Annotated in this window: 14 protein-coding genes; 4 read left to right on the top strand and 10 right to left on the bottom strand. The window is 64.7% G+C overall.

The annotated features are described in order from the left end of the window. Window positions 1-11: 11 nt before the first annotated feature. From lapB to gyrA, 10 genes are all read right to left on the bottom strand, one after another. Window positions 12-1,205: a lipopolysaccharide assembly protein LapB gene (lapB, locus tag ACNKU3_RS05135; RefSeq protein WP_418258344.1), complete on the bottom strand. Its 1,194-nt coding sequence runs from the start codon at window positions 1,203-1,205 to the stop codon at window positions 12-14. Next, window positions 1,198-1,503, bottom strand: a complete 306-nt coding sequence (locus tag ACNKU3_RS05130) for a lipopolysaccharide assembly protein LapA domain-containing protein (RefSeq protein WP_418258343.1) — start codon at window positions 1,501-1,503, stop codon at window positions 1,198-1,200. Before ACNKU3_RS05130 ends, lapB begins: the two co-directional genes overlap by 8 nt. Before the next feature lie 72 nt (window positions 1,504-1,575). After that, window positions 1,576-1,872: an integration host factor subunit beta gene (ihfB, locus tag ACNKU3_RS05125; RefSeq protein ID WP_418258342.1), complete on the bottom strand. Its 297-nt coding sequence runs from the start codon at window positions 1,870-1,872 to the stop codon at window positions 1,576-1,578. A 284-nt stretch (window positions 1,873-2,156) separates the two neighbouring features. Continuing rightward, on the bottom strand, window positions 2,157-3,830 hold the full coding sequence (gene rpsA / locus ACNKU3_RS05120; protein ID WP_418258341.1) for a 30S ribosomal protein S1: 1,674 nt from the start codon (window positions 3,828-3,830) through the stop codon (window positions 2,157-2,159). A 139-nt stretch (window positions 3,831-3,969) separates the two neighbouring features. Beyond that, a complete protein-coding gene (gene cmk / locus ACNKU3_RS05115; protein WP_418258340.1) occupies window positions 3,970-4,656 on the bottom strand; it encodes a (d)CMP kinase in 687 nt (228 codons plus the stop codon). Continuing rightward, a complete protein-coding gene (aroA, locus tag ACNKU3_RS05110; protein ID WP_418258339.1) occupies window positions 4,653-5,963 on the bottom strand; it encodes a 3-phosphoshikimate 1-carboxyvinyltransferase in 1,311 nt (436 codons plus the stop codon). The genes cmk and aroA overlap by 4 nt, the downstream gene beginning before the upstream one ends. Window positions 5,964-6,037: 74 nt before the next feature. Then, window positions 6,038-6,946 (bottom strand): prephenate dehydrogenase/arogenate dehydrogenase family protein, encoded by a 909-nt coding sequence (locus ACNKU3_RS05105; protein WP_418258338.1) that lies wholly within the window; start codon window positions 6,944-6,946, stop codon window positions 6,038-6,040. Between the two features lie 11 nt (window positions 6,947-6,957). After that, on the bottom strand, window positions 6,958-8,085 hold the full coding sequence (gene pheA / locus ACNKU3_RS05100) for a prephenate dehydratase (protein ID WP_418258337.1): 1,128 nt from the start codon (window positions 8,083-8,085) through the stop codon (window positions 6,958-6,960). 3 nt (window positions 8,086-8,088) lie between these two features. Then, window positions 8,089-9,168 (bottom strand): 3-phosphoserine/phosphohydroxythreonine transaminase, encoded by a 1,080-nt coding sequence (gene serC / locus ACNKU3_RS05095; protein ID WP_418258336.1) that lies wholly within the window; start codon window positions 9,166-9,168, stop codon window positions 8,089-8,091. Further along, window positions 9,165-11,801 (bottom strand): DNA gyrase subunit A, encoded by a 2,637-nt coding sequence (gene gyrA, locus ACNKU3_RS05090; RefSeq protein WP_418258335.1) that lies wholly within the window; start codon window positions 11,799-11,801, stop codon window positions 9,165-9,167. The genes serC and gyrA overlap by 4 nt, the downstream gene beginning before the upstream one ends. 205 nt (window positions 11,802-12,006) lie before the next feature. Between gyrA and ACNKU3_RS05085 the strand changes: the two genes are divergently transcribed. From ACNKU3_RS05085 to ACNKU3_RS05070, 4 genes are read left to right on the top strand one after another with little or no spacing between them, the layout of a single operon-like run. After that, window positions 12,007-13,326, top strand: coding sequence for a TRZ/ATZ family hydrolase (locus ACNKU3_RS05085; RefSeq protein ID WP_418258334.1), 1,320 nt, complete (start codon window positions 12,007-12,009; stop codon window positions 13,324-13,326). 6 nt (window positions 13,327-13,332) lie between these two features. Next, window positions 13,333-14,043: a bifunctional 2-polyprenyl-6-hydroxyphenol methylase/3-demethylubiquinol 3-O-methyltransferase UbiG gene (gene ubiG, locus ACNKU3_RS05080; RefSeq protein WP_418258333.1), complete on the top strand. Its 711-nt coding sequence runs from the start codon at window positions 13,333-13,335 to the stop codon at window positions 14,041-14,043. After that, window positions 14,040-14,720 (top strand): HAD family hydrolase, encoded by a 681-nt coding sequence (locus tag ACNKU3_RS05075; protein ID WP_418258332.1) that lies wholly within the window; start codon window positions 14,040-14,042, stop codon window positions 14,718-14,720. Before ubiG ends, ACNKU3_RS05075 begins: the two co-directional genes overlap by 4 nt. A gap of 7 nt (window positions 14,721-14,727) precedes the next feature. Beyond that, window positions 14,728-15,486 carry a YciK family oxidoreductase gene (locus ACNKU3_RS05070; protein WP_418258331.1) on the top strand — a complete coding sequence of 253 codons (759 nt, stop codon included), beginning with the start codon at window positions 14,728-14,730 and terminating at the stop codon, window positions 15,484-15,486. Window positions 15,487-15,496 lie beyond the last annotated feature (10 nt).

Raw genomic sequence — 15,496 nt, 5'->3', positions numbered from 1 at the left:
CTGTGCGCCGACTATTCCATAGTCGTGCCACGTATATTCTTCAGGGTACCCCAGTAACGGCATCCGGGGCAGAACCAGTGCAACTGCCTGCCGGAAAAACCACAGTGGCTGCAGCGATAGGTCGGCCGTTGTTCGAGCAGGCGACGGACGAGCCCCTGCAGGCGCTGCAGTCCGGCGCGCTTTTCGCCCGCTGTGGCGCCGGCTTCGAGTTGCAGCAGTTTTTCGACACCGCGCAGGGACGGCAGGCGCTCCAGTTCGGTGACCAGGAAGCGGTAGGCCTCTTCCGGCCCGTCGGCCTGCTGCAGTGCCTCGGTCACCGCCAGCACCAGCGGTGGCGAGGGATGTTCGTCGAGGCAGTCCCGCAGGTAGACCCGCAGGGAGCGGCTGTCGCCGAGGGCCTGGTAACAGTCGCGCAGGGCCGGCACCGTTTCGTAGACGTAATCCGGGTCCTGGCGCTGCACCCGCCGCAGGGCCTTGATCGCCTGCCGGTATCGGCCGGACTGGCGTTCGACACTGCCCAGCAGGATCGAGGCACGCACACAGTCGGCGTCATATTCCAGCGCCAGTTGCAGCAATTCCCTGGCGGCATCGATGTCGCCCTTGTCCCGCTTGTCCTCGGCGAGTTCACAGTAATAGTGCGCGAGTATCACCGGAACCGCCTGCCCGGGTTCGTCGACTTCGACACCGGAACCGAGGAAGCCCTTGCGCGGGAGAAGCTTGCGGGCCACTTCGATGGCCTGGCCCCAGTCGCGCTCGCTCTGGTAGATCTCCAGCAGGTAGCGCCAGGCCTTGCGGCGCAATTCCCGGGATTCGGTGCCCAGGTCGAGCAACAGGCGCTCTGCCCGGTCGAGAAGTCCCGCGGAAATGTAGTCCCTGGCGAGTTCCAGGTGGGCCTGTTCAACCTGCGCCCGCGGCAGGCTCGGACGCGCCAACAGGTTCTGGTGCACCCGGATGGCGCGGGCCACCTCGCCGCGCTGGCGCAGCAACTTGCCGAGGGCGATATGGGTTTCGAGGGTATCGCTGTTGACTTCGAGGGCGTCGATAAAGGCGTCTATCGCGTTGTCGTGGCCGCCGTCGAGGAGGAAGCGAAAGCCGCGGTAGTACTCCCCCGGCAGTTCGGATTTATCATCGCGACTGCGGCGTCCGAGATACCAGCCAATGGCTACCGCAGCGAACAGCAGGCCGAATACGAGAAAATCATTCACCGCTTTGCAGGCCGGCAGTGCGCAGCCTGTCGACCTCCGCACGGGCCTGGTTCAGTTGCCGGCGGGTAGAACCCAGCGAGGTGCGCTGGCGCAGCAGGATCAGGCTGGAGGCCAGCAGGCCGAAGATACCGCCAAGGGCGAAGGCCAGCAGCAGCCAGAGTGCAAGGCTATGGGCTTCGAAGCGGTATACCAGGAGATCCAGGGGCACCAGCACTTCGTTCTGCACGGCGAACAGGACGCCGACTGAGAGCATCGCCAGCAGCACGACAAGAAGCAGGATTTTGCGCAAAAAAGTCATCGGGTGATCCGGGGCCGGGCGTTAATGGCAACCCGATCAACGCATCGGGCCGCCGCAGGCACTCGGGGGAAACTATAACCCCGCCTGCAGGCCCATGTTAACACGCTCGCGCAATTCTTTGCCCGGCTTGAAGTGCGGCACGAACTTGCCGCTCAGCTGGACGGCATCCCCGGTCTTGGGATTGCGACCGCGACGGGGCTCCCGGTAATGCAGTGAGAAGCTGCCAAAGCCACGAATCTCGATACGCTCGCCGCTGGCAAGTGCCTGCGCCATGTGTTCGAGGATGGTTTTTACCGCCAGTTCCACGTCCTTCGCCGACAATTGTGACTGCCGGGCGGCAATGGTCTCTATCAGTTCGCTCTTTGTCATTGGCTTATCGATTGTTTTTTCACCAGAGCTTATTTTTGCCCAACTTACCGAATCGCGCAAGTTATTATTTTATAACGGAAAAACTGGTCAATAACTGGGCGTATCGCACACAGTTCAGGGCTGGGTGCTCGGGCGGCCCTGGGACCCGCCTCCGAAGGATCCAGCGGCGCCCGGAGGCAGTAGCGGCCTCGCCCGGCAGGCCGCAGCCATGCGCCCGCAGCATTTCTTGCGGCAATAAAAAAGGCCCGCCGAGGCGGGCCTTTTCCACTGGCTACAGGGGGCGATTACTTCTCGCCCATCTGCGCCTTGATCAGGTCACCGATGGTGCCCGGAGAAGCAGCTTCGTCCTGGTCTTTCAGAGACTTCACAGCTTCCTGCTCGTCTTCGTAGTCCTTGGCTTTCACTGACAGACCAACGCTGCGGTTCTTGCGATCCACGGAGATGATCTTGGCTTCCACGGTGTCGCCGACCTTGTAGCTGTTGCGGGCGTCTTCCACGCGGTCGCGGGAGATGTCGGAGGCTTTCAGTACGCCCTCGACTTCGTCGGCCAGCTTGACGATAACCGCCTTGGCGTCCACTTCCACGACTTCACCTGTCACGATCGCGCCGCGGTCGTTGGTGGATACGTAGTTGCCGAAGGGGTCGTCTTCCAACTGCTTGATGCCCAGGGAGATGCGCTCGCGCTCGGGGTCGATGGAGAGGATAACCGTCTCGATTTCATCGCCCTTCTTGTAATTGCGCACCGCTTCCTCGCCAGCTTCGTTCCAGCTGATGTCGGACAGGTGAACCAGGCCGTCGATGTTGCCTTCCAGGCCGATGAAGATACCGAAGTCGGTGATCGACTTGATCGCACCGGAAACCTTGTCGCCCTTGGCGAACTGGGAAGCGAAGGCGTCCCACGGGTTCTGCTGGCACTGCTTGATGCCCAGGGAGATACGGCGACGCTCTTCGTCGATGTCCAGGACCATGACTTCCACCTCGTCGCCCAGCTGGACGATCTTGGAGGGGTGGACGTTCTTGTTGGTCCAGTCCATTTCGGAAACGTGTACCAGGCCTTCCACACCCTCTTCCAGCTCCGCGAAGCAGCCGTAGTCGGTGAGGTTGGTGATACGCGCGGCAACGCGGCTGCCTTCCGGGTAGCGACGGGTGATTTCCACCCAGGGATCCTCGCCCAGCTGCTTGAGGCCCAGGGAAACCCGGTTGCGCTCGCGGTCGAACTTGAGGATCTTGACGTCGATTTCCTGGCCGACTTCGACGATCTCGGAAGGATGCTTGATACGCTTCCAGGCCATGTCGGTAATGTGCAGCAAGCCGTCCACGCCACCGAGGTCGACGAAGGCGCCGTAGTCGGTGAGGTTCTTGACGATGCCCTTGACGGTCATGCCTTCCTGCAGGGTTTCCAGCAGCGCTTCGCGCTCCTCGCTGTTGGCGGCTTCCATCACCGCGCGGCGGGAGACGACCACGTTGTTGCGCTTCTGGTCCAGCTTGATGACCTTGAATTCGAGGTCCTTGCCTTCCAGGTGGGTGGTTTCGCGCACCGGGCGCACATCCACCAGGGAGCCGGGCAGGAACGCACGGATGGAGTTCAGGTCGACGGTAAAGCCACCTTTGACTTTGCCGTTGATCATGCCCTTGACCACTTCGTCCGCTTCGTAAGCGGCTTCCAGTTCCTTCCACGCTTCGGCGCGCTTGGCCTTCTCGCGGGACAGGCGGGTCTCACCGAAGCCGTCTTCTACGGACTCCAGGGCTACCTGTACTTCGTCACCGATGCTCAGCTTGCAGTCGCCGTTGGCATCGATGAACTGGGAACGGGGGATAACGCCTTCGGACTTGAGACCCGCGTGAACGGTAACCCAGTCACTGTCGATGTCGATGATCACGCCGGTTACGATGGCACCGGGCTGCATGTCGACGGTCTTGAGGCTTTCTTCAAAGAGTTCGGCGAAAGATTCGCTCATTACACATTACCTGTAGAGTAGTTCATCCGTGCCCCCAGCCGGGAACGGGGTTCGTTCATGGTCCACCGCGTCGATAGCCCTGGCTGGTGTCGGCTATTTCGGCGATGTATTTGCCATTAAAATCAGGAACTTGCGGGGATTACTTCGAGGCAAGTCCGCGATCTGTCACCGCTTGCATGACCGCTTCGAAAACCCTTTCGATGGGCGTGGCCGTGCTGTCGATGACGATGGCATCCTCTGCCGGAACAAGGGGGGAAACTGCGCGGGTGGAATCCCGTTGGTCACGCTCCTCAATGTCTTGCAGAAGGCGCGCGAGAGTAACACTTTCACCCTTTGAAATCAACTGCTTATATCGACGCTCCGCACGCTCTGCGGCGCTCGCGGTGAGAAAGAACTTGAGCTCGGCCTGCGGGAACACCACGGTGCCCATGTCGCGGCCGTCGGCGACCAGGCCCGGGGGCTGGCGGAAATCGCGCTGGCGCGCCAGCAGGGCGTCGCGCACGCTGGGTATGGCGGCCACGGTGGACGCCCCGCGACCACCCTCCTCCGTGCGTATCGCAGCGGAGACATCGGTGCCTTTATAAGCTACCCGGACCTCCCCCCGCGCATCCACGGTGAAGCGCACGTCGAGATGCCGGGCGATCTCGGTGACCGCCGGGTGGTCATCCCAGCTCACGCCTTCGATCAGGCAGGCCTGGCCGGTCACCCGGTACAGCGCCCCACTGTCCAGCAGGTGCCAGCCGAGGCGCTCCGCCAGCAGGTGACTGATGGTGCCCTTGCCGGCTCCGCTGGGCCCGTCGACGGTGATGACCGGCGCCGGGATCATGCCTCTTCCCGCTGCACGGTGATCTGCAGGCCGAGGCCGCGCGCCAGCGCGTCGAAACCGGGAAAGGAGGTGGCGACGTGGTCGCAATCGAGCACCAGGATTTCCTCCTGCGCTCGCAGGGCCGCGATGGCAAACGCCATGGCGATGCGGTGATCCATGAAGGTGCGGATCTTGCCCCCGCCGAGGGTTCCGCCGTCGATCACGATACCGTCCTCGAGGACCTCGTTGGTGATACCCAGCGTGGTCAGGCCCTCGGCCATGGCGGCAATGCGGTCGCTCTCCTTGACCCGCAGTTCCTCGGCGCCGCGCAGCACGGTGCGCCCCTCGGCGCAGGCCGCGGCAATGAACAGGGCCGGAAATTCGTCGATCGCCAGCGGCACCTGGTCCTCGGGTATCTCGATACCGTGCAGCGGGGCGTGGCGCACGTGGATATCCGCCACCGGTTCGCCGCCGACTTCACGCTGGTTTTTCAGGGTAATGTCGGCCCCCATGGCCTGGAGAATGTTGATCACCCCGACCCTGGTAGGGTTGATGCCGACGTGGTTGAGCAGCACATCGGAGCCGGGTGCGATACTCGCCGCCACCAGGAAAAATGCAGCGGAAGAAATGTCGCCCGGCACATCGATGTTACAGGCCTTGAGGGTGCCGCCGCCTTCGAGGCTGATGACCTCACCCTCCCTCAGGACTTCGTAGCCAAAGCCGCGCAGCATGCGCTCGGTATGGTCGCGGGTAGGTGCAGGCTCGGTGACCGAGGTGCGCCCCTCGGCGTACAGTCCTGCCAGCAGCACACAGGATTTGACCTGTGCGCTGGCCATGGGCAGGTCGTAGTGGATGCCCTGCAGCCGGCGACCACCGCTGATATGCAGGGGAGGACGACCGCCCTCGCTGGATTCGATGTGTGCGCCCATCAGTTCCAGGGGGGTGATCACCCTGCCCATGGGGCGGGAGCAGAGGGACGCGTCGCCGGTCAGGGTGCTGTCGAAGGGCTGGCCCGCCAGCAGGCCCGCCATCAGCCGCATGCCGGTGCCCGCATTGCCGAGGTCGAGGGGCTGGGCCGGCGCTTTCAGGCCGTGCAGGCCGACACCGTTGACCACCACTTCACCGGCGCCGTGGCGCTGGATATCGACACCCATGGCGCGGAATGCGGCGAGGGTCGCCAGCGCATCCTCGCCCTCGAGGAAACCGGTAACCCGGCTGGTACCCTCGGCCAGCGCGCCGAGCATGATTGAGCGGTGCGACATCGACTTGTCGCCCGGAACCCGTGCTTCACCGTTGATGCTTCCCCCGGGGGATAACCTGAATTCCATATGCTAACTCTCTGGCAGGGATCTGTTTGTATGTTGTCTTCACCGCCGCTCCCGGGCGGGAACGGGAGCGCGTACTAGTCTTTGTCGCCCCGGGACAGGCCCCGCTCTGCCAGCAGGGCCGCGAATCCGTCGCGGGCGGACTTGGCGCGGCGGAAGGTCGCTTCGAGCGTGTCCGCGTCACTGTCCTCGACGGCCTTGCGCAGACTGCCCAGGTGTTCGCTGAACATGTCGATGGACGCCAGCAGGGCCTCCCGGTTGGCCAGTGCGATGTCGCGCCACATCACCGGGTCCGAGGACGCGATCCGGGTAAAGTCCCGGAAGCCCCCGGCGGCGAAGCGGAAAATCGCCTCACTGGCGTCGGACTGGGCAAGAGCGTCCACCAGCGCATAGGCGAGTACGTGGGGCAGGTGGCTGGTGGCGGCCAGCACGGCGTCGTGGCGCTCGACTTCCATATCGACTACCTCGGCGCCGGTTGCCGCCCACATGTCGCGCACCTGGGCCACGGCACCGGCATCGTTGCCCGCCACGGGTGTCAGGATCACCCGGTGGTTGCGGTAGAGGTCGGCGCGCGCCGCCTCGACCCCGCTCTGCTCGGAACCGGCGATCGGGTGACCGAGCACCAGGCGCGGCGGGAACTGCCCATTGCAGGTTTCCAGCGCGGCGCGGTACAGGTCGCCCTTCACACTCGCGGCATCGGTAATAATGGTATCGCCGAGGGGCCTGCGCAAGATTTCGCGCAGCAGTTGCGAGGCGACCAGTGTCGGGGTGCACAGGACCAGGATGTCGGATTGGGACAGCGCTGCGTCGAGGTCCAGCGTGTATTCGTCGATCACGCCAAGTTCGATTCCGCGCTGCAGGGACTGCTCGCGGTGTCCCCAGCCAATGACCCGGCGGGCAAAGCCGCTTGCGCGCAGTGCCGCGGCAAGGGAGCCGCCAATCAACCCCAGCCCGGCGATAGCGACGGTATCGACGCGGTAACTCATCCCCGGCACGCCTACAGTACGGCCCGGGGATAGGAACCCAGGGGTTTGAGCAGGATCGACTGCTCTTCCAGTTCGTTGATGATGGCGGCGATATTGGCGTCCTGCAGGTGGCCTTCGAACTCGATGAAGAAGACGTAGGCCCACTTTTCCGTGCGCGAAGGCCGGGTGTCGATCCGGGTCAGGCTGACCCCGGCCTTGCGGAAGGGGTCCAGCAACTGGTAGAGCGCGCCGGGCTTGTTGCGGCTGGAGACGATGATCGAGGTCTTGTCCCGGCCCGAGGGCGGCACTTCCTCGCGGCCGATGATCAGGAAGCGCGTGGTATTGTCGGCGCAATCCTCGACGTGCTCGGCAAGCTTCTCCAGACCGTAGAGCTCGGCCGCGGTCTCGCCGGCGATCGCGGCGATACCGGGGGTTTGGGCCGCCAGCCTGGCCGCTTCACCGTTGCTGCTTACCGCCTGCCGCTCGACATCCGGCCAGTGGCGGTCCAGCCAGTTGCGGCACTGGGCCAGGGCCTGCTGGTGGGCGCAGATACGGGTGATCTTTTCCCGCGGGGTGTGGCTGGCCGCGAGCAGATGGTGGGCGATGGCCAGTTCTACCTCGCCGGAGATTTTCAGCGGCGAGTCCATGAAATTGTCGAGGGTGTGGCTGACCATGCCCTCGGTGGAGTTCTCCACCGGCACCACGCCGTAATTGCACTCGCCGGATTCCACCTGGGCGAACACGGTATCGATGGTGGCCTGGGGCACGCACACCGCCGCGTGGCCGAAGTGCTTGGTCGCAGCGGCCTGGGTGAAGGTGCCCTCCGGCCCGAGATAGGCGACCTGCAGGGGCTTTTCCAGGGCCAGGCAGGCAGACATGATCTCGCGGAAGATATAGGCGACGGTTTCCCCGCCCAGCGGGCCGCGGTTGCGCTCGATGATCTTGCGCAACACCTGGGCCTCGCGCTCCGGCCGGTAGTAAACCACCTCGGTATCGCCGGCAGCGCCCTCCCCGGCGGCATTGACTTCCGCCAGCTTGATTTCCGCCACGCGCTGCGCGCATTCCGCGCGGCGGCTGATCAGCTCCTGGATCTGGCTGTCGATGCTGTCGATGTCGACCCGGACTTCATCCAGTGTCCTGATGTCTTTCCCGTCGGCCATGACTTACCCGTTGCGCGCCTCGAAGTCGCGCATATAGTCGATCAGCGCGTCGACGGCGGCCTCGGGGACCGCGTTGTAGAGGCTGGCACGCATGCCGCCCACCGAGCGGTGGCCCTTCAGGTTGAGCAGTCCGGCCTCGTCGGCGCCGGCGAGGAAGGCCTTGTCCAGGGCTTCGTCGGCCAGGGTGAACGGCACGTTCATCAGGGAACGGCTGGGCACTTCCACGGGGTTCGCGTAAAACCCGGAGGCGTCGATATAGCCGTAGAGTTTCTCCGCCTTGCGCCGGTTGACGGTTTCCATGGCGGCGAGGCCACCGCGGGCCTTCAGCCACTCGAATACCAGGCCTGCCAGGTACACTGCGTAGGTCGGCGGGGTGTTGTACATGGATTCGTTGTCGGCGGCGATCTTCCAGTCCAGCATCGCGGGACAGGACCCGCTGGTGCGACCGAGCAGGTCGCGGCGCACGATGACCAGGGTCAGGCCGGCGGGTCCGATATTTTTCTGCGCGCCGGCGTAAATCACGCCGAATTTCGACACGTCCAGGGGGCGCGAGAGGATGGTCGACGACATGTCCGCCACCAGCGGTGCGCTTACCTCCGGCGTCCAGAAGTACTCGACGCCGCCGATAGTCTCGTTGGGCGTGTAGTGAAGATAGGCCGCATCGCTGCCCAGCTGCCAGGTGTCCTGCGGCGGAATGGTGGAAAAGTTGGTGTCCTCGGAGCTGGCGGCAACGTTTACCTTGCCGAAGCGCTTGCCTTCGGCGATGGCTTTTTTCGACCACTGCCCTGTGTTCACGTAATCGGCACTGCCGCCCTCGCCCAGCAGGTTCAGCGGCACGGCGGAAAACTGGGTGCTGGCGCCGCCCTGCAGGAAGAGCACCGCGTAGTCATCGCTGATCCCGAGCAACTCGCGCAGCGTGGCCTCTGCGGTCTCAAAAATACCGACCACTTCGGGGCTGCGATGGCTCATTTCCATGACCGACAGGCCCTTGCCGTGCCAGTCGATCATCTCGTCGCGCGCCTGTTCCAGTACAGACTCCGGCAGGGCAGCCGGTCCGGCACAGAAGTTATAACAACGGGTCATTCTGCTGAATCCTCGGTTTCGCCGGCGGCGTCCTGCACGCCGGTATTGTTGTCGTCGCTTGCGGTTGTTTCCTCGGGCGCGAGCGCCTCCGGCAGGTTGTCGTCCTCGGGCTCGTCGATGCGCTCGACGCTCACCAGGCGTTCGCCCTCTCGGGTGCGGATGACCCGTACACCCTGGGTGTTGCGGCTGAGCACCGACACCTCGTCGGAGCGGGTGCGCACCAGGGTGCCCTGGTTGGAGATCAGCATCAGCTCGTCGCCGTCGAAGACCTGCACGGCGCCGACCAGCTGGCCGTTGCGCTCGGAGGTCTGCATGGCGATCACGCCCATGATGCCGCGACCCTTGGTGGGGAAATCGCTGACCTCGGTGCGCTTGCCGTAGCCGTTCTCGGACACGGTGAGAATGCGCCCGCCCTCGCGGGGCACGATCAGGGAGATCATCTGGTGGCCTTCACTGAGGCGGATGCCGCGCACGCCGCGGGCGGTGCGGCCCATGGCGCGGACCTCGCCCTCACCGAAACGCACCGCCTTGCCCTCGCTGGAGAACAGCATGACATCGTCGCTGCCCTTGGTGATGGCGGTGCCCACCAGTACGTCGCCCTCGTCCAGCTCCAGGGCGCGCAGGCCCACGCTGCGCTGGCGGGAAAAGTCGGTCAACGCGGTTTTCTTCACCGTGCCGCCGGCGGTGGCCATAAAGATGTAGTAGCCCTCGGTGTATTCCTCCACCGGCAGGATGGAGGTCACCCGCTCGCCCTCTTCCAGGGGTAGCAGGTTGACCATGGGGCGCCCGCGGGAACCACGCCCGGCCAGGGGTATCTGGTAAACCTTCAGCCAGTAGACCTTGCCGAGGTTGGAGAAGCACAGGATGGTGGCGTGGGTGCTGGCGATCAGCAGGTGCTCGACGAAATCCTCGTCTTTCACCGCGGTGGCCGACTTGCCCATGCCGCCGCGCTTTTGCGCCTGGTAGTCAGACAGCGGCTGGGTCTTGGCGTAGCCGCCGTGGGAGATGGTGACCACGCGATCTTCCTCGGTGATCAGGTCTTCCACGGTCAGGTCCAGCTGCGAGGCGTTGATCTCGGTGCGGCGCTCGTCGCCGTACTCGGTGGCGATCTCCTCCAGTTCCTCGCGGATGACCGCCTTCAGGCGCTCCGGATCGGAGAGGATTTCGAGGTAATCGGCGATCTCGCGCAGTTTTTCCTCGTACTCGTTGAGCAGCTTTTCGTGCTCGAGGCCGGTCAGGCGGTGCAGGCGCAGTTCCAGGATGGCCTGTGCCTGGGCCGGCGACAGGTGGTACTGGCCGTCGCGCAGGCCGAACTGGGGCTCGAGGTCGTCCGGGCGGCAGGCGTTCTCGCCGGCCCGTTCCAGCATGCCGATGACGTCGCCGGGGGTCCAGGCGCGGGCGATCAGCTGCTCGCGGGCTTCCGCCGGGCTCGGCGAGGCCTTGATCAGCTCGATGATCGGGTCGATGTTGGACAGTGCGATGGCCAGGCCTTCGAGGATATGCCCGCGCTCGCGCGCCTTGCGCAGCAGGTAAACCGAGCGCCGGGTGACCACCTCGCGGCGGTGGCGGATGAAGCACTCGAGGATTTCCTTGAGGTTGAGCACCTTCGGCTGGCCGTCGACCAGCGCCACCATGTTGATGCCGAAGACCGACTGCAGCTGGGTCTGGGCATAGAGGTTGTTGAGGACCACGTCGCCCACCTCGCCCTTGCGCAGCTCGATGACCACCCGCAGGCCGTCCTTGTCGGACTCGTCGCGCAGCTCGGAGATGCCTTCGATTTTCTTTTCCTTGACCAGTTCGGCGATCCGCTCGATCAGGCGCGCCTTGTTCAGCTGGTAGGGGATTTCATGGACGATGATGACATCGCGGCCTTTTTTCTCGTCGGTTATGACCTCCGCGCGGGCGCGCACGTAGATGCGACCGCGGCCGGTGCGATAGGCCTGGATGATCCCGGCGCGGCCGTTGATGATCGCCCCGGTGGGGAAATCCGGGCCGGGGATGTATTCCATCAGCTGGTCGACGTCCAGTGCGGGCTCCGCCAGCAAGGCCAGGCAGCCGTTGACCACCTCGCGCAGGTTGTGCGGCGGGATGTTGGTGGCCATACCCACCGCGATGCCGGAGGAACCGTTGACCAGCAGGTTCGGCACCCGCGTCGGCAGGACTTCGGGGATGCGTTCGGTGCCGTCGTAGTTGTCGACGAAATCCACGGTTTCCTTGTCCAGATCGGCGAGCATCTGGTGGGAAATTTTCTGCATGCGGATTTCGGTGTAGCGCATCGCAGCGGCGTTGTCGCCGTCGATGGAACCGAAGTTGCCCTGCCCGTCCACCAGCATGTAGCGCAGCGAGAAGGGCTGGGCCATCCGCACGATGGTGTCGTAGACCGCGGAGTCGCCATGGGGATGGTACTTACCGATGACGTCACCGACCACGCGGGCGGACTTCTTGTAGGCCTTGTTCCAGTCGTTGTTGAGCTCGTTCATGGCGAACAGCACCCGGCGGTGCACGGGCTTGAGCCCGTCGCGCACATCCGGCAGGGCCCGGCCCACGATCACGCTCATGGCGTAATCGAGGTAGGACTGGCGCATCTCGTCTTCGATGTTGACCGGAAGAATTTCTCTGGCTAGATCACCCATTTATTGCTGTTCCTGAACTACCCGCTGTAGCGCGTTTTACCGGGCCCTACGCCACCCCTGTAGGCGAGAAAGCCGGCCCGGCCCAAACGGCGCATTATACCGGAACTGTCCTGCCCGCCGCCATGTTTTACGGTTATACTGCGGCTCCCGGTGCATTCCCGCACCCGGAAACAGCATTTACCCGACCGGAGAATGAGCCATCGTCATGACGCTCGCGGCAGACATTGTTATCCACGCCGACTGGGTTGTGCCGGTCATCCCCAGGGGAGTAGTCCTGGCCGGCCACAGCCTGCTGGTTAGCGGGGGGCGCATCCAGGCGATCCTGCCTCGGGCAGAGGCCAGAGCAGTATCCGCCGCGCAGGAGATAGAGCTGCCCGGCCACGCGCTGATGCCGGGCCTGGTCAATCTCCACGGCCATGCGGCGATGTCGCTGCTGCGCGGTTACGCCGACGACCTGCCGCTGATGCCCTGGCTGGAAAAGCACATCTGGCCCGCCGAGGGCCGGCATGTCAGCAGCGAGTTCGTCCATGACGGCACTCTGCTCGCCTGCGCGGAGATGATCCGCGCCGGTACCACAACCTTCAGCGACATGTATTTTTTCCCGGAGGCCGCCGCCCGGGCCGCCCTGGAAGCGGGGATGCGCTGCCAGCTCGCGTTCCCGATTTTCGACTTTCCCACGGCCTGGGGCTCTGGCCCTGACGACTACATCAGCAAGGGCCTGCGGCTGCGCGACGACCTCAAGCACCGCGAGCTGGTCAGCATTGCCTTCGGCCCGCACGCGCCCTATACCGTCTCCCGCCCCGCACTGGAGAAGGTAGCCACCCTCGCGGCGGAACTCGACGTGGCGATCCAGATTCACCTGCACGAGACCCGCGGTGAGGTGCTGGCGGCGGTGGAACAGCACGGCGAGCGACCGCTCGACAGTCTCAACGCCATTGGCCTGATCGGCCCGCGCACCCAGTGTGTACACATGACCGACCTCGGCGACCAGGACATGGCCCTGCTGGCGGCGACCGGCGCCCATGTCATCCACTGCCCGCAATCCAACATGAAACTGGCCTCCGGCGCCTGCCCGACCGGCAAGCTGCTTGCGCGCGGTGTCAACGTGTCCCTCGGCACCGACGGCGCCGCCAGCAACAACGACCTCAACCTGTTCGGCGAGATGCAGGCCGCCGCCCTGCTCGGCAAGCTGCAGGCCGGGGATGCCGCGGCCTTGCCCGCCAGCGATATCCTCTATATGGCCACCATGGGCGGCGCCCGCGCACTGGGCCAGGAGGATCGCATCGGCAGCCTCGAGGTCGGCAAACTGGCGGATATGATCGCCGTGGACCTGTCCGGCCCGGAATGCCAGCCGCTCTATAACCCCCTGTCCCAACTGGTCTACGCCTGCAACGGCAGCCAGGTCACCCACAGCTGGGTGGCCGGCAATCCGCTGATGGTACAGCGCGAACTTGTTACCCTGGACCTTGCCGAGGTGCTGCGCAGCAGCGCGAACTGGCAGGCCCGTATCGCCCGCGAAGAGTAATTTCCCATGAATTCCAGCAGTAACGTCGACCCTTCGGAAATCGCCAAGTTCGAGGCACTGGCCTCCCGCTGGTGGGACCCCGGCAGCGAGTTCAAGCCCCTGCACGACATCAATCCACTGCGTGCCAACTACATCGACGGCCACTCCCCGGTCGCGGGCAGGAAGTTGGTGGACATCGGCTGCGGTGGCGGCATCCTCAGTGAGTCCATGGCCCAGCGCGGTGCCGAGGTGACCGGCATCGACATGGGCGAAGCGCCGCTTTCCGTGGCCAGGCTGCACCAGCTGGAATCCGGTGTCGAGGCGGAATACCTGCAATCCACTGCCGAAGCATTGGCGGACGAGCGCCCCGGCGCCTTCGACATCGTCTGCTGCATGGAGATGCTGGAGCACGTGCCGGACCCCGGCTCGGTCATCGCCGCCTGCGCCCGGTTGGCGAAGCCCGGCGGCGCGCTGTACTTCTCCACCATCAACCGCAACCCGAAGGCATTCCTGTTCGCCATCGTCGGGGCTGAGCACATCCTGCGCATGCTGCCCGCGGGCACCCATGAATACGACAAGTTCATCCGCCCCTCGGAGCTGGCCGGCTGGCTGCGCGACGCCGGACTGCAACTGCAGGACATGACCGGACTGACCTACAACCCGCTGACCCGCCACTACCGCCTCAACCCGAAGGACGTCAGCGTGAATTACATGCTGCACGCGGTGAAACCCGCATGAAACCAAAAAACCTCAAGGCCGTCCTCTTCGATCTCGACGGCACGCTGGTGGATACGGCGGACGAATTCGTGGTGGTGGTGCAAACCTTGCGTGCGGAACACGGCATGCCCGAGATGTCCGCCGAGCGCATCCGCGCCTCGGTGTCCAACGGCGCCCGCGCGCTGGTTGCACTGGGGCTGGAAATCGACGAGTCAGCGCCGGAATTCGAGGAAAAACGGCTGCGGCTGCTGGAGATCTACGGGCAGGTACTGGGCAGTTCCGCGCAACCCTATCCGGGCATCGCGGTTCTACTGGAAACGCTCGAGAGCCGGGGGATTCAGTGGGGGGTCGCCACCAACAAGCCGCGCGCCTACGCCGAGCCCCTGCTGCAGCGCATCGCCCTGCCGCCCTGCCCCAGCCTGGTGTGTCCGGACGACGTTCGCGACCGCAAGCCACACCCGGAATCGCTCTACCTCAATTGCCGCGAGCTGGGTTGCAGTCCCCATGAGGCGATCTATGTGGGCGACCACCGGCGCGATATCGAGGCGGGGCGCCGGGCCGGCATGTTTACCGTTGCGGCCGCTTACGGCTATATCGAACCGGGCGATGAACCCGGCGCCTGGGGCGCCGACGCGCTGGTCAGCCACAGCGCCGATCTCGCCGCGGTCATCCTCGCCCCGGCAACCACAACAGGATAGGCAGCGCATGCTGATTCGACAGGCCCCTGAACACTACCAGCCCGCAGCACAGGCCCTGCTGGGGAAGGTCATCATGGTAACCGGCGCGGGTGACGGCATCGGCCGCGCCGCGGCCCTGGCGTACGCGGCCCACGGGGCCACGGTCATCCTGCTCGGCCGCACCGAGGCAAAACTGGAAGCGGTCTACGACGCGATCGAACAGGCCGGAGGCCCGGTGCCTGCGCTGGTGCCTGTCGACCTGGGCAGTATCAGTGAACAGCAGGCGGCGGACCTGGCCGCGGAACTGCAGGCGGAATTCGGCCGCCTGGACGGCCTGCTGCACAACGCCAGCCTGCTCGGCGAACGGCGCTCGATGGCCAGTTCCAGTTGGCAGGGATGGCAGGAAGTCATGCAGGTCAACGTCAACGCCGCCTTCCTGCTCACCCGGGAACTACTGCCCCTGTTGCAGGCGGCGCCCTCCGCCTCGGTGATCTTCACCTCTTCCGGCGTGGGCCGGGTCGGCAAAGCCTTCTGGGGCGCCTACGCCGTCTCCAAGTTCGCGACCGAAGGCATGATGGAGGTGCTGGCGGCGGAACTCGAAAATACATCGAAAATACGGGTGAACTGCATCAATCCCGGGGCGACCAATACGGCCATGCGCCGCGCCGCCTATCCCGCGGAGACCCCGACAGACAACCCCTTCCCCGCGGACATCATGCCGGTCTACCTGTACCTGATGAGCGATGACAGTGCCGGGGTAACCGGTGTTTCCTTCAACGCGCAGTAAGCCCTGGCGG

Origin of the sequence: Haliea sp. E17 (assembly GCF_048323675.1) — a bacterium.
Classification (GTDB): Bacteria; Pseudomonadota; Gammaproteobacteria; order Pseudomonadales; family Halieaceae; genus Mangrovimicrobium.
This window is presented reverse-complemented; position numbering and strand designations above follow the sequence as displayed.

Excerpts from the sequence above, each read along its gene's own strand:
- ACNKU3_RS05130 (WP_418258343.1), bottom strand. The coding sequence starts at position 1,503 with ATGACTTTTTTGCGCAAAATCCTGCTTCTTGTCGTGCTGCTGGCGATG.
- ihfB (WP_418258342.1), bottom strand. The coding sequence starts at position 1,872 with ATGACAAAGAGCGAACTGATAGAGACCATTGCCGCCCGGCAGTCACAA.
- rpsA (WP_418258341.1), bottom strand. The coding sequence starts at position 3,830 with ATGAGCGAATCTTTCGCCGAACTCTTTGAAGAAAGCCTCAAGACCGTC.
- cmk (WP_418258340.1), bottom strand. The coding sequence starts at position 4,656 with ATGATCCCGGCGCCGGTCATCACCGTCGACGGGCCCAGCGGAGCCGGC.
- aroA (WP_418258339.1), bottom strand. The coding sequence starts at position 5,963 with ATGGAATTCAGGTTATCCCCCGGGGGAAGCATCAACGGTGAAGCACGG.
- ACNKU3_RS05105 (WP_418258338.1), bottom strand. The coding sequence starts at position 6,946 with ATGAGTTACCGCGTCGATACCGTCGCTATCGCCGGGCTGGGGTTGATT.
- pheA (WP_418258337.1), bottom strand. The coding sequence starts at position 8,085 with ATGGCCGACGGGAAAGACATCAGGACACTGGATGAAGTCCGGGTCGAC.
- serC (WP_418258336.1), bottom strand. The coding sequence starts at position 9,168 with ATGACCCGTTGTTATAACTTCTGTGCCGGACCGGCTGCCCTGCCGGAG.
- gyrA (WP_418258335.1), bottom strand. The coding sequence starts at position 11,801 with ATGGGTGATCTAGCCAGAGAAATTCTTCCGGTCAACATCGAAGACGAG.
- ACNKU3_RS05085 (WP_418258334.1), top strand. The coding sequence starts at position 12,007 with ATGACGCTCGCGGCAGACATTGTTATCCACGCCGACTGGGTTGTGCCG.
- ubiG (WP_418258333.1), top strand. The coding sequence starts at position 13,333 with ATGAATTCCAGCAGTAACGTCGACCCTTCGGAAATCGCCAAGTTCGAG.
- ACNKU3_RS05075 (WP_418258332.1), top strand. The coding sequence starts at position 14,040 with ATGAAACCAAAAAACCTCAAGGCCGTCCTCTTCGATCTCGACGGCACG.
- ACNKU3_RS05070 (WP_418258331.1), top strand. The coding sequence starts at position 14,728 with ATGCTGATTCGACAGGCCCCTGAACACTACCAGCCCGCAGCACAGGCC.